General features: G+C 68.0%; 13 protein-coding genes. 11 read left to right on the top strand and 2 right to left on the bottom strand.

Going from position 1 to position 12787, the window contains the following annotated elements; genetic code table 11:
- The first annotated feature begins 253 nt into the window (after positions 1–253).
- From AC3EO4_RS18100 to AC3EO4_RS18110, 3 genes are all read left to right on the top strand, one after another.
- Complete coding sequence (locus AC3EO4_RS18100) at positions 254–610, top strand: ArsR/SmtB family transcription factor (RefSeq protein WP_431896675.1); 357 nt, start codon at positions 254–256, stop codon at positions 608–610.
- Between the two features lie 201 nt (positions 611–811).
- Positions 812–1105 (top strand): DUF4158 domain-containing protein, encoded by a 294-nt coding sequence (locus AC3EO4_RS18105; protein WP_431896678.1) that lies wholly within the window; start codon positions 812–814, stop codon positions 1103–1105.
- Positions 1017–3836: a Tn3 family transposase gene (locus AC3EO4_RS18110; RefSeq protein WP_431896680.1), complete on the top strand. Its 2820-nt coding sequence runs from the start codon at positions 1017–1019 to the stop codon at positions 3834–3836. Before AC3EO4_RS18105 ends, AC3EO4_RS18110 begins: the two co-directional genes overlap by 89 nt.
- A gap of 373 nt (positions 3837–4209) precedes the next feature.
- Here the strand turns inward: AC3EO4_RS18110 and AC3EO4_RS18115 are convergent, their stop codons facing one another.
- Positions 4210–5049, bottom strand: coding sequence for an NAD(P)H-binding protein (locus tag AC3EO4_RS18115; protein ID WP_431896682.1), 840 nt, complete (start codon positions 5047–5049; stop codon positions 4210–4212).
- Positions 5050–5322: 273 nt separating this feature from the next.
- Between AC3EO4_RS18115 and AC3EO4_RS18120 the strand changes: the two genes are divergently transcribed.
- The 8 genes from AC3EO4_RS18120 to AC3EO4_RS18155 all read left to right on the top strand — a co-directional run bounded on the left by AC3EO4_RS18120 (position 5323) and on the right by AC3EO4_RS18155 (position 12042).
- Positions 5323–6204, top strand: a complete 882-nt coding sequence (locus AC3EO4_RS18120) for a sigma-70 family RNA polymerase sigma factor (RefSeq protein ID WP_431896684.1) — start codon at positions 5323–5325, stop codon at positions 6202–6204.
- Between the two features lie 85 nt (positions 6205–6289).
- Positions 6290–6760, top strand: coding sequence for a carboxymuconolactone decarboxylase family protein (locus AC3EO4_RS18125; RefSeq protein ID WP_379572317.1), 471 nt, complete (start codon positions 6290–6292; stop codon positions 6758–6760).
- A 94-nt stretch (positions 6761–6854) separates the two neighbouring features.
- A complete protein-coding gene (locus AC3EO4_RS18130; RefSeq protein ID WP_357631771.1) occupies positions 6855–7241 on the top strand; it encodes a DoxX family protein in 387 nt (128 codons plus the stop codon).
- A gap of 420 nt (positions 7242–7661) precedes the next feature.
- The gene (locus tag AC3EO4_RS18135; protein WP_431896685.1) at positions 7662–8624 is read left to right on the top strand and encodes an NADP-dependent oxidoreductase; all 963 of its coding nucleotides are present in this window, start codon (positions 7662–7664) and stop codon (positions 8622–8624) included.
- A 193-nt stretch (positions 8625–8817) separates the two neighbouring features.
- A complete protein-coding gene (locus tag AC3EO4_RS18140) occupies positions 8818–9006 on the top strand; it encodes an SDR family oxidoreductase (protein ID WP_431896980.1) in 189 nt (62 codons plus the stop codon).
- A 112-nt stretch (positions 9007–9118) separates the two neighbouring features.
- Positions 9119–9523 (top strand): type II toxin-antitoxin system PemK/MazF family toxin, encoded by a 405-nt coding sequence (locus tag AC3EO4_RS18145; protein WP_379572319.1) that lies wholly within the window; start codon positions 9119–9121, stop codon positions 9521–9523.
- Positions 9524–9940: 417 nt separating this feature from the next.
- On the top strand, positions 9941–10882 hold the full coding sequence (locus tag AC3EO4_RS18150; RefSeq protein ID WP_431896688.1) for a tyrosine-type recombinase/integrase: 942 nt from the start codon (positions 9941–9943) through the stop codon (positions 10880–10882).
- 266 nt (positions 10883–11148) lie between these two features.
- Entirely contained in the window at positions 11149–12042 is an 894-nt protein-coding gene (locus AC3EO4_RS18155; protein ID WP_431896689.1) for a TIGR03620 family F420-dependent LLM class oxidoreductase, read from the top strand.
- A 74-nt stretch (positions 12043–12116) separates the two neighbouring features.
- On the opposite strand, the gene AC3EO4_RS18160 is transcribed toward AC3EO4_RS18155, so the two are convergent.
- Positions 12117–12617, bottom strand: a complete 501-nt coding sequence (locus AC3EO4_RS18160; RefSeq protein ID WP_431896691.1) for a TetR-like C-terminal domain-containing protein — start codon at positions 12615–12617, stop codon at positions 12117–12119.
- Positions 12618–12787 lie beyond the last annotated feature (170 nt).

A 12787-nucleotide genomic window follows, 5' to 3' on the forward strand; every position in this document is an offset into this window, starting at 1 on the left:
TCGGAACGGACCGCGTCCGGCTGGAACCGCACGTCACGTTCGGTTCGGTGTGCTGGTCACCGGTACGGCTCGGCGTGGAGGCGCGCGCGGGTTGCGCCTCGTCGTGCCGCGCCCTATTCGGGTCTTGCCGAGTGCAGGCTTCCGCCGCTCCTGGGGGTGGCAGGACGGGCCGCGACGCCCCGGCGCCCGGGGCGGTGCGCGTCGGGCTCATATCGAAGTTCCTCGAATCGTCGTATACTCCTCTCGAAAGCTCATGACGACACACGCCCTCCCCTCACCAGACGCCGCCGCGCCGGACGACCCCGCGCAGCTGCTCGAGGTGTTCAAGGCGCTCGCCAACCCCGTGCGACTCCAGCTGCTCCAGTGGCTGCGCGAGCCCGAACGCCACTTCCCGGTGGAGGAGGGAATCGCCGACCCCGAGGAGGTCGGCGTGTGCGTGAGCCACATTCAGGCCAAGACGGGCCTCGCGCAGTCGACCGTCTCCGCCTACATGGCATCGCTGCAGCGTGCCGGGCTGGTCCGCGCCACCCGTGTCGGGAAGTGGACGCACTATCGGCGTGACGAGCAGCGCATCGCCCAGCTCGTCGACGTCCTCGGCCGCTCCCTCTAGCCGCTCGCGGGTCGGCGAGCGGAACCTCCGCGGTTGGGGCCCCACTCGGGTCGGCGCGACCAGCCCCAAAGTAGCTCTCTGTAATGTCTCAAGTCCGCGACGTGATGGTTACGGATGAGCGGTACCGCACCGTAGCGGCATCGGTGCGAGCAGGGTGCTCCCGAATCTTCAAAGCGATCGGGGGAGAAGGGATCCCTGCCGATGCGCAGAGAGTGGGAGCTGGAGGACCTCATCGAGTGCTGGACCCTGGATGAGGCCGAGGCCGAACTACTGGCGAACAAGAGCGGCGCCACCCGTCTCGGGTTCGCGTTGATGCTGAAGTACTTCGAGCTTGAGGGTCGCTTCCCGCGCCGGGAGGACGTGCCGAAGGCCGCGGTCGACTACATGGCGGGCCAGGTGAAGGTCGATGCGGCACTGTTCGCCGAGTACCGCTGGTCGGGCAGCACGATCGAGTATCACCGGGCGCAGATCCGCCGGTTTTCACGGCTTTCGTGAGCCGACGGTCGCCGACGAGGACAAGCTGACGGTCTGGCTGGCCGAGGAGATCTGCCCGGTGGAGACGTCGCGGGAGCGGCTGCGTGCCGCGCTGCTGGCTCGCTGCCGGGAGGAACGGACCGAGCCTCCCACGCCCAAGCAGATCGAACGGCTGGGGGGCGCGGCCGAGGCGCTGTTCGAGCGGGAGTTCACCGCCGCCACGGCCCAGCGCCTGCCGGCCACGGCGGTTGCCGCGCTCAAAGACTTGATCACGGTTCCCGACCCCGAGCCGGAGGGCGAAGGCGAGGCCGGCACGGCCGCAGTGCGCAGCTTCCTGCAGGAGCTGAAAGAGGACCCAGGACCGCTGCAGCTGGAGACGCTGCTGGCCGAGATCGTCAAGCTGGAACGGGTCAAGGCGATCGGGTTACCGAACCACCTGTTCGAGGGGGTGTCGGAAAAGGTGGTGGAGGTGTGGCGGGCCCGGGCGATGCGCATGTACCCCTCCGACTTCGCCGCCGCGCCGGAGCCGATCAGGCTGACCTTGCTGGCGGCGCTGTGCTGGGTGCGCAAGGCGGAGATGATCGACGGGCTGGTGGAGTTGCCGATCCAGCTCGTGCACAAGATCAGCGTACGGGCTGAGAAGAAGGTCGAGAACGAGCTCAGCAGTGAGTTCCGGCGGGTGCAGGGCAAGCACGGCATCTTGGCCCGGCTGGCCCAGGCCGCGCTGGACCTGCCCGAGGAGCTTGTCCGCAATGCGATCTACCCGGTGGTGGGCACGGCCACGCTGGCCGACATCATCGCCGAGGCCAAGGCGAACGAGAAGGAACTGCGTACCCGCGTACGGGTCAAGCTGCGCGGCTCCTACTCGCGCCACTACCGGCGCGGCCTGCCCAAGCTGCTGCGCGCGCTGGCCTTCCGCTGCAACAACACCGCCTTCCAGCCGGTGATGGACGCCTTGGCGCTGCTGGAGCGCTACGACGGCTCCGAGGCCGTCTTCTACGACCGCGCCGAGACGGTCCCGATCGAGCACGTGGTGCCCGAGGACTGGCAGGAGGCGGTGGTCGACGACCGCGGCCGTATCGAGCGCATCCCGTACGAGTTGTGCGTGCTGGTCGCGCTGCGCAAGGCCATCCGCCGGCGGGAGATCTGGGTGGAGGGCGGCAAGATCTGGCGCAACCCCGAGGCCGACCTGCCGGCTGACTTCGACGACAACCGGGACGTGCACTACGAGGCCCTGAAGAAGCCCCGGGATCCGGCGGCGTTCCTCGCCGACCTGCAGCGCCGCCACACCGCCGCCCTGGACCGGCTGGAGGGGGCGATGCGCAAGGGCACCACCGGCGGCGTGAAGATCACGCGGAAGAAGGGCGAACCGTGGATCAGCGTCCCGCCGCTGGTCAAGCAGGAGGAGCCGACGGGCCTGAAGGCGCTGAAGGCGGAGATCTCCCGCCGATGGGGCGTGATCGACCTGCTGGACGTGCTCAAGGACGTCGCCCATGTCACCGGCTACACCTCCGCCTTCACCTCGGTGGCCTCGCGCACCGTCATTGATGAGGCGGTGCTGCAGAGACGGCTGTTGCTCTGCCTGTACGGGCTGGGGACGAATGTCGGGATCAAGCGGGTGGCCGACGGGGTGGCCGCGGCCGCGCTGCCGCCCGGGCAGCTCGACAACGAGGCGGCGCTGCGGCGCACCCGCCGGCTGTTCATCAACCGCGACAACCTCCGCGAGGCGATCCGCCTCATCGTCAACGCCACCCTCAAAGCGCGCGACACGGTGCTGTGGGGCGAGGGCACCTCGTGCGCGTCCGACTCGCGCAAGTTCGGATCCTGGTCGGCGAATTTCATGACCGAGTGGCATGAGCGCTATCACGGGCCGGGGATCATGGTGTATTGGCACGTCGAACGGCGGTCCGTGTGCATCTACAGCCAAGTGACCAGCACGACCGCCTCCGAGGTGGCCTCGATGATCGAAGGCCTGCTACGGCACCTGACTGATGCCGAGATCGATCGCCAGTACACCGATACCCACGGCGCCTCGATCGTCGGGTTCGCCTTCTCCGAACTGCTGAGCTTCAAGCTGCTGCCGCGGCTGAAGAACATCGGTTCCGCCCGGCTGTACCGGCCGGGGACCGGCGAGGACGAGGCCTGGCCGCGCCTGGAGGCGGTGCTGTCGAACAAGACCATCGACTGGGACCTGATCGCCCGCCACTACGACCAGATGATCAAATACGCGACCGCGCTCAGATTGCGCACCGCCGAGTCGCACCAGATGCTGCGCCGCTTTACCCGCGGCGGCCCCAAGCACCCCACCTACCAGGCGATCGAGGAACTAGGTCGCGTCGTCCGGACAATCTTCATCTGTGACTATCTCGCGGATGAGGAACTGAGGAGGGAGATCAACGAAGGCCTGAACGTGGTGGAGAACTTCAACTCGGCCAGCAAGGATCTGTTCTACGGCAAGGCCGGCGACCTGACCGGCGACGACCGGGAGAACGTCGAGGTCTCCGCGCTGGCACTCCACCTGGTCGCGGCCGCGATCGCCTACCTCAACACGCACCTGATCCAGATCGTGCTGCGCGATCCGGCCTGGCGAAAACGGCTGAGCGCGGCCGACCGGCGCGGGCTGACCGCGCTGTTCTGGTCCCATCTGAACCTGTACGGGCGCTTCGAGCTCGACATGAACCGCCATCTGGAGTTGGACGGCGTGGGGCCCACCGCCCGCTTGTCGCCGTTCGGCCGCCGGCACATCACGTGATCGGCACCTACACCTTCGCGCTGCCCGATCTCGGTCCTGGAGGCATGCGGGATCATCAGCGGATTGTGCGGGAAGCGCTTCGCCGTCGTCGAGCAGAACGAGGGAGCCCCCGTATAGATCGCGTCACAGAACAGCAGCAGAAAGAGCGCCTCGCCGACACGGGGCGCTCTTTCGCGCGCGGAGAGTGTCAATAGCGTTCCCGCCACGGTCAAAGGATGATCATAACGCGTGCGACCAGCGGAAATACCATGCACCGCGGCGACATACCAAGCCCTGACTTTGTCGATGAGAGACGGCTTCGGTTGACAGTCGGCTGGTGCTGCCGGGCTCGTCCTCGGGACATGCGCGAAGGCCGGCAGGTGCCGCCAATCCGTCAGGCCGACGCCGCGCCGAAGGCGGCGGCGTGGTCGGCGACCCATTGTGCGTAGGTGAAGGGCGGTCTGCCGGTGACCTGTTCGACCGTCGGCAGGACCTCCGTGGGCTTGCCGACTCTCGCGGTGAGCAAGTTGACGTAATCGTCGATCCCCGGAGCGGGCATGCCGAGGCGGACCATCTCGTCCCGGAACCAGTCCTCGGACTGCTCCTCCCACCGCAACGGCCGCCCGATGGTCTCCGCGATGACGCGCAGGCGGTCGATCTGGGTCAGCGACTGCGGTCCTGTCACCGAGTACCCCTCGCCGGCACGCCCATCGAGGAGGCTGCGGACGGCGACCGCGGCGATGTCGCGCGGGTCGATCGGCGCCGTCGCGGCCTCGCCGTAGCGTCCGCGTACGACATCGCCCTCGATGATCTGAGGCGCCCAGGTCAGGTCGTTGGTCGTGAGCGCGTCGGGCCGCACGAAGGTCCACGGCAACCCGGACGCTTCGACGGATCGTTCGAGCCGCAGGTGCACGTCGCCGACCCAGCTGGGCGTGGACCACGTGACGGACACCGAGGACAGCATCACGACATGCCGCAGGCCGGCTCGCTTGGCCGCGTCGAGGAATCCGTCGACCCCCTGGAGAACGGGGAACAGGAAGGCCCGCTCGATGCCGGACAGTGCCTCAGACAGGGTCTCCGGCTGGGTCAGGTCGCCGGTCACGACCTGGACCTGGTCCGGGAACGCATGGCCGCTGGGGTTGCGGGTCATGACGCGGACCTTCTCACCCTCCTCCAGGAGTTGGCGGACGACGTGGGAACCGACGTTTCCGGTGGCACCGGTTACCAGGATCATGGTGGGGATCTCCCTTAGTTTCTTGGCTTCTTTGAGCCGGGGGCCGGTCGGTGACGATCGCGTCACTCGACCAGCCGTCCGGTGAATTCGAGGTCAGCGGTAAGTTCCACGAGGCGCGTGGATCGTTTGCGCGGCGTCCTGACGACCATGAAGCGCCGGCGACCCGATCCCTGTGACATTGCGGTCTCCCATCAGGACGCACGCCGAACGGTTACCTCGGCGCCTTCGGTCGCGTCATGACCATGACGGAATTAGCGCAAGGAAGGTAACAACATGGCCGGATCAGGTCCTCACGAAGCACTGGCGGAAGCCTTCGAACAGCAGCGCGAGCGTCTGGTGGCGGTCGCCTACCGGATGCTCGGGTCGCGGGTGGACGCCGAGGACGCGGTGCAGGAGGCGTGGATCCGGCTGGCGCGGCAGGACGCGGCCGGGATCGACAACCTGGCCGGCTGGTTGACCACGGTGGTCGGCCGGGTCTGCCTCGACGTGCTGCGCTCGCGCAAGACCCGGGCTGAGCTGTCGTACGACGACTGGCTGCCCGAGCTGGTGGTGACGGTGGACGGCGGGGCGGCACCCGAGGACGACGCGATGCTCGCCGAATCGGTCGGGCTGGCACTGCTGGTGGTGCTCGACACCCTCACGCCTACCGAGCGGCTGGCGTTCGTCCTGCATGACATGTTCGCGGTGCCCTTCGCCGAGATCGGCGAGATCATCGGCCGGTCCGCCGACGCGACGAAGATGCTCGCCAGCCGGGCCCGCCGGAAGGTGCAGGGCACCTCGCTGCCAGAGGAGGAGCCGCGGCGACAGCGCGCAGTGGTCGACGCATTTCTTGCCGCGGCGCGCAACGGGGACTTCGAAGGGCTCGTACGGCTGCTCGATCCGAAGGTGACCTGGCGCACGTACCACCCGCAGGGCGTGCTGACCACGGTCGGGGCGGCCGAGGTGGCCGGTCCGATCCTGCGCGGCATCCGGTCGATGACCTCGGCGCTGGCGGTTCTGGTCAACGGCGAGCCCGGGTTCGTGGCCTGGGGTGCGAAAGGCAAAGTACTCGGCGTGGTGGGGTGCACCGTGGTCGACGGCCGGATCGTCGAGCTCCTTACCGTGAGCGACCGCAAGCTCCTCGACACCATGGGTCTGCCCGCGCGACCCGAGTAGCGCACGTCTGTCGCATGGGGTTGTTACGTCTTGGTGGGGTGCTTCGTCGTAGTGGTGCAAGTATCCGAAGACGAAGGAGATCGAGATGGAAACCCGGATCAACCCCATGGTCAACGAGGTCGGGTCGAAGTGGGCCAAGTACATCATCTCGTCGAACAAGGTCATCACCGACTCGGCACTGCCGAAGGCGGTGCAGGAGCTGGTGAAGATCCGCGCCAGCCAGATCAACGGCTGCGGCGGCTGCCTTGACATGCACACCAAGGACGCCGCGGCCGCTGGCGAGAGCATGGTGCGGATCAACCTGGTCGGGGCATGGCGGGAGACGACCGTCTACACCGAGGCGGAGCGGGCGGCGCTGGAACTCACCGATCAGGGCACCCGCCTCGCCGACTCAAGTGGCATCACCGATGAGGCGTGGGCGAACGCGGCGAAGCACTTCGACGAGGATCAGCTGATGGCTCTGGTGGCCCTGATCTGCACGATCAACGCCTTCAACCGGCTGAACGTGATCACCCGGACGCCCGGCGGCGACTACCAGCCCGGACAGTTCGGCTGACGCGGACATTCCCCCTCAGGCTCTCAGGCGGACCCGGGACCCCGGGTCCGCCCCGCGGCCGCCGACCCCAGACCCTCTGCCAAAGAGAAGACTCATGAACATCGCACTGTGGATCATCACCGGCCTGCTGACCGCCCTCTACCTGTTCTCCGGCTTCGGGAAGCTGTTCGTGCCACGGGAGAAGATGGCCCAGATGGCCAACGCCGCGCGCTGGGTCCTCGACTTCAAGCCCGGCACCCTTAAGGCCATCGGAGCGCTCGAGGTCCTCGGTGCCGTGGGCCTGATCCTGCCCGCCTTGCTCGGCATCGCGCCGGTACTGGTACCGCTGGCGGCTAGCGGCCTGACGCTGCTCATGACCGGCGCCGTGATCATGCGGATCCGCCGTGGCGAGACCAAAGCCGCGCTGGTGGACGGGAGCTACCTTGCCCTGGCCGCCTTCGTGGCGATCGGCCGCTTCGCACTGGAACCCTTCACCGGCTGACCGGCCCGTCACCCGGGCGGGATGCGGGCCGCGATCCGCTCCTGCGGGTGGGCGCACTCGCCGAAGGGCAGCGACAGGGCAGGGCGTGCTCGATGAGCTTCTGTGCGCCCTGGTCGGCGACATGACCGGGCGGCTGCGGTGAAGGTAGCCAGGGATGACCACGACGCAGCGCTGCTGGCTGAAGAGCGCGCCGTCGAACGGCTGACGCGACTCAGTCGATCCCTTCCGAAAAAGGGTCAATGCGCCCGAGATCGCCAAATGCCCACGGGAGCGTCTGGCTCCTCGCACCAAGGTGTGAGGAGCCAGTCAACATGCCTTACATGCCTGAAAAGATCATCTCACTCTGACCTGCGAGAAGAGTCCAAGAACCCAGATAACGATGGGCTGCGCACTCATTCCCGCTTTCACGAAGGTTCTCCCATGAGCGAAGACACGACGACGGCGCGGATGCGCGCGATCATTCAGGAGTCCGCGGGCGGCCCCGAGGTGCTGACGCTGGCCGAGGTTGACCGTCCTGAGCCGATGCCGACGGAGGTCCTGGTACAGGTGCACGCGGCCGGCGTCAACGCCACGGACTGGAAGTCACGGACGGTCGGCAGGTTGCTGGGCGACCCGCCCGCCATCCTCGGCTGGGACGTGTCCGGGGTGGTCGAGGCCGTGGGCCTCGGAGTCACTCGCTTCCGGCCTGGTGACGAGGTCTTCGGCATGCCCCGCTTCCCGCACAAGGCGGGCGGCTACGCGGAGTACGTGACCGCCCCGTCGCGGCACTTCACCCGTAAACCGGCCGGCCTCGACCACGTGCACGCCGCGGCGCTGCCGCTGGCGGCGCTCACCGCGTGGCAGGTCCTGCACGACACCGCGAACGTGCAGCCGGGCCAGCGCGTGTTGATCCATGCCGCGGCCGGCGGGGTCGGCCACCTGGCCGTGCAGCTCGCCAAGCATCTCGGCGCGTACGTGATCGGTACCGCTCGTGGGTCCAAGCACGCCTTCGTACATGCGCTGGGCGCCGACGAGGTGATCGACTACACCGAGGAGGACTTCGCCGAGACGGTCCGCGACGTTGACCTGGTCATCGACAGCATCGGGGGCGACTACGGGGCGCGTTCCCTGCAGACGTTGCGGAACGGCGGCACTCTTGCCCAGCTCAACCCGGGGCCTGACGAGGACCTCCTTCGCCAGGCTGGGGAGCGCGGCATCTGGGCGGGCTTCGTCCTCGTCGAGCCGGACAACGCCGCGATGGCGACGATCGCCGAGCTGGTCGAGGCGGGACGGCTGGGCGTCGAGGTCGACACCGTCCTGCCGTTCGAGCAGGCGGCCAAGGCACATGAGCTCGGCGAGACCAACCGAGCCACCGGAAAGATCGTACTCACTGTCGCCGGATGACCGGCCGCGGAATACCGCCCACTGGTTGCCGGCTTCGAGCTGAGGATGGGATGCGGGTGTCACGTTTGCCCGCTGACCCTCAATCAGTTTCCTGGTCCCCATCGCCGCCTCCAGCGTCTGATGACGGCCATGCTCATGTACGTGATAATGGGCGAAGAGCTCGACGTCGCCAGCCGATTTCCGCTGGGCCGACCTGGGGCGCAGCGAGGAGGTCGCCAATCTGGTCGCGTTCCTGGCAGGTGAGAGCGCGTCGTTCATCACAGGCAGCGTGCTCACCATCGATGGCGGCTGGCTGGCCGGCGGCATCGAACTCGGGGGCGATGCCGAGCAACCAACGACCAGCGACGACCGCATGGCTGCCATTGCAACACGTCCTCCCTGAACTCGTAAGAACTGGCCGAACAGATCACCCGCATCGCCGACGCCGCGGCGGTGTCACCGAAGAGGCATGACCTGACCGCCGTCCGGTCTGCCGCCCTGTATCAGGAGGACATGTGCAACGTGGCGAAGTCTGGTGGGTCGCGTTCGACGAGCGGCGGCCGGTCGTACTGCTGTCGGGAGACGACGCGTCCGGGATCCGGGCGATGCGGGTCGTCGCTCCGGCGGGCGTCGACATCAGCGGCCTGGGCGTCGAAGTGGTAGTAGGAGCCGTGGAAGGACTGCCCTTTGAAGGCGTGCTGCGGATAGCGTTCCCTCATCCAGGCGTTACTCCGTGCACGTGGCTGACCACGGTGTCCCGGGACGACCTGATCGAGCAAGCGGGCGTCCTGTCCTCCGCGAAACTCAGCGAGATCGAGGATGCCCTCCGTCTCGGGGAGCAGGCGAAGGAGTGGACCCCAGCGACGACCGCGAAACTCAGCGAGATCAGGGACGCCCTCCGTCTCGGCGGACTCAGGTAGGCGGAGAAGGCGAACCCCGTCCTGGACGACCCCACCAGCGTGACCGGCGAGGCACAGCGCATGCTCGCCTCCGGCAGGCGCAGCGTGCTGACCGGGCAGGACCGGGACGCCTTTAAATCTCGTGAAGGGCAGGTCCGTGGCCCAACGTCTACCGCATCCTCGCCGACCGCCACGTGCGCCCATTCTGGCGTCTACGCGCAGGGCGCCCCGCTCATGCCAGTTATGGAGAGTTACTTCGATACGGACTCGAGCGGCGGAGCAATACTGATGTACGTGATAATGATCTATTATCACATACATGAGCGATCATGACGGTGCGGTGACCAGGACAACGCCTCGCCGGGATGGTACGCGATTCCGGCATGTTATCCGGTACATCATCCGGAGCGGTGCGACGACCGCCGCCCGGTGGCTGGCATGACTGCCACGCCGAAGATCACCGCGCTGCGCGGCGGGCACGTCACGCTCGCCGCGGCCGCCGACGCCTTCCTGGCCACCCCTCGCGCCGCCAACCCCAACACCCACCGCGCCTACGCCTCGGCCATTGACCGCACCATCGCGCTGCTCGGCCGCGACCGGCCGCTCGCCGAGGTCAGCGACGCCGAGATCGGCGCCGCGCTCACTGAGCTATGGGGGTCGAGCGCGCCGGCGACCTGGAACCGCAACCGCGCCGCCATCACCTCCTGGCTCGCCTGGTACCAGACCAAGAAGCACTGGGCCGCCCCGTCAGTCCCAGCCGACGCCGAACGCCGCAAGGAAAGCGCCGACGAGACCCGTGCGGTTGCCAAGACCGCCATCCACCGGCTGCTGTCACGCCGCGACATCCCGCTGCGGGAGAAGACGCTGTCTCGGATGCTCTATGAGACCGCCGCCCGGGCCGCCGAGATCCTGGCGCTCAACGTCGAGGACCTCGACCTGGAGCACCGGCGTGCTCCCGTCCGCTCCAAGGGGGGCGCCATCGAGTGGGTGTACTGGGACAGCGGCACCGCCCACCTGCTGCCCCGCCTCCTCCGGCTCCCGAACGGCGGCACCCGCACGCACGGCCCGCTGTTCCTGTCCGAACGCCGCCCGGTCCCCGCCCGACGCCCGGCCGCCGCCGACATCTGCCCGCATACCAGCCGCGCCCGCCTCGGCTACGACCGCGCCCGCGTCCTGCTGGACACCTACGCCGGAATCGATCTGCATCAGCTGCGGCATTCCGCGGCCACCCATCTCGGCGAGGCCGAGGTCCCGCTGCAGCTCATCATGGGCAAGACCCGGCACAAGAACCCCCGCACCGCCATACGCTACGTCAAGCCGGGTGCTGAGGCCCTCGCCAAGATCACCGAGGTGCTGGCGCCCCGTCGCCGCACTCACTGATCCATCAGTTGCCCGTGAGGGAGGCCGACATGGCCATGAGCCAGCGACCTCCGTAAACACAGCCCGTGAGCATAATTACAGAGAGCTACTTTGGGGCTGGTTGCACCGACCCGAGTGGGGGCCCCGGTTCAGTCATCACCCTCTCTCCATGTCCTCGACCTCGGCCACCGGGAGCAGATTTGACTTCTCATATCGACTTTCTGCGATACTTCGATGCGTTGATGAGTTCGTGAGGACGGTTCCGCGCCGTCGGGCAGGAGGCAGACATGGGCATGATCGATGGGATGGATCTGGGGCGCTTCGGGGTCTGGACGTTCGACTTCGAGGATCAGCCGGCGAGCATGATGCGGGAGTCCGTTCAGGAACTCGAAGAGCTCGGCTGGCAGGCGTTCTGGATCCCGGAGCGGGACGGGCGTGAGGCGATGACGCACGCGGGGTTCCTGCTTTCCTGCACCGAGCGCATCAGCGTCGTCAACGGCATCGCGCGGATCTGGTCCCGCGAGCCGCGGTGGACCCAGGGCGCGGCGTTGCTCCTCGCCGACGCCTACCCCGACCGACACCTGCTCGGCCTCGGCATCGGGGCCGGTCGCCCAGGGATCAGCCCGCTGCAAGCGATAAGCGATTATCTGGACGACATGGACGCGACGACGAGCGCCAATCCTCTCCCGCGGGCGCCGATGCGACGCCTGCTCGCGGCGTACGGGCCGAAGATGCTCGAGATGGCCCGCGATCGCTCCGAAGGCGCTCACACCTACCACGTGACGGTGCGGCACACGGCGCAGGCGCGCGAGGTGCTCGGCGACGGCCCGTTCCTCGGCGTGGAGCAGGCGGTGCTGTTCGAAAGCGACCCGGACAAGGCGCGCGAGATCGCGCGCGAGCATCTGCACGTGTACTTCACGACGAAGTACAACATCGCCAAGTTCCTTCGCCTGGGCTACACCGAGGCGGACATCGACGGCGGCCGTGGCAGCGACCGGCTCGTCGACGACCTGGTGTTCTGGGGCGATCTCGACACGATCGTCCACAAGCTGCACGACCACCTCGACGCCGGCGCCGACCACGTCGGCATCCAGGTTCTCGGCATCGAGCCCGGCCGGTCGGCCATGCCGCGATGGCGGCAGCTGGCAGAGGCGCTGCTGCCGCGGCGAGTCGCCGTGTAGGCCTCCCGCGCGGCGGAGACGGACGGTCCGCTGCCTGCAGTACAGGCGGTGAAGCAGCGGCGCCGCCGCGACGATCACTTCGGCGTCAGGCCGCGTCGCCGCACCAGGGGGAGGTACACCTCGTCCACGATCTCGACGAGGACATCGTCGGGTGCGGTAGGGACGCCGCGCACGACGAATTCGTTGCGCAGCAGGACGATGGCCACGGTGGCGACCCGCGGGTGGAGCGCCTCGGGGGAGGCTTCACCGCGCGCGACCGCGCGCCCCAGGATGGTCAACCAGGGGGCGGCCGCGGCGTCGCCCGACTGTTCCTGTAGCTGGGCCAGGAATTCCGACGCGCCGCCGGCGGCGGAGAGCAGCTCGCGCAGGATCGCGCCGAGGGGGAGCTCCAGTGCCGGTTGGCCTGTCGTAGGAGCTCGAGGGCGTCGCCGCGCAGGTTGCCGGTGTCGGGGGGTTGCACCGTGGTGGTCAGTTGACGATAGGCGGCGATGCCGAGCGTGAGCCGGTTCGGCCAGCGGCGATAGATGGCGTTCTTGTTGGTGCCGCTGCCGCAGCCGTTCGGCGCGCGCGGTCACGACCTCGGCTCCCCGTTCGTCGCCGGAGCCGAGCTCAGCATCATGAACAAGGGATTCCTGCCCGGGGAGATTCTGCACCCCCGAGCCCTGGAGAGCCTCCAATCCCCTTCCGAGGTGACGAACACGATCGGCTCGTGGCCGCTTCTGGCCGGATCTCGGCCGGACCCGCT

The organism is Nonomuraea sp. bgisy101, assembly GCF_057708945.1.

Bases quoted from the DNA above. Each gene is read 5' to 3' on its own strand.
- AC3EO4_RS18110 (WP_431896680.1), top strand. From the start codon at position 1,017: ATGCGGCACTGTTCGCCGAGTACCGCTGGTCGGGCAGCACGATCGAGT.
- AC3EO4_RS18105 (WP_431896678.1), top strand. From the start codon at position 812: ATGCGCAGAGAGTGGGAGCTGGAGGACCTCATCGAGTGCTGGACCCTG.
- AC3EO4_RS18155 (WP_431896689.1), top strand. From the start codon at position 11,149: ATGGGCATGATCGATGGGATGGATCTGGGGCGCTTCGGGGTCTGGACG.
- AC3EO4_RS18130 (WP_357631771.1), top strand. From the start codon at position 6,855: ATGAACATCGCACTGTGGATCATCACCGGCCTGCTGACCGCCCTCTAC.
- AC3EO4_RS18150 (WP_431896688.1), top strand. From the start codon at position 9,941: ATGACTGCCACGCCGAAGATCACCGCGCTGCGCGGCGGGCACGTCACG.
- AC3EO4_RS18115 (WP_431896682.1), bottom strand. From the start codon at position 5,049: ATGATCCTGGTAACCGGTGCCACCGGAAACGTCGGTTCCCACGTCGTC.
- AC3EO4_RS18135 (WP_431896685.1), top strand. From the start codon at position 7,662: ATGAGCGAAGACACGACGACGGCGCGGATGCGCGCGATCATTCAGGAG.
- AC3EO4_RS18100 (WP_431896675.1), top strand. From the start codon at position 254: ATGACGACACACGCCCTCCCCTCACCAGACGCCGCCGCGCCGGACGAC.
- AC3EO4_RS18120 (WP_431896684.1), top strand. From the start codon at position 5,323: ATGGCCGGATCAGGTCCTCACGAAGCACTGGCGGAAGCCTTCGAACAG.
- AC3EO4_RS18125 (WP_379572317.1), top strand. From the start codon at position 6,290: ATGGAAACCCGGATCAACCCCATGGTCAACGAGGTCGGGTCGAAGTGG.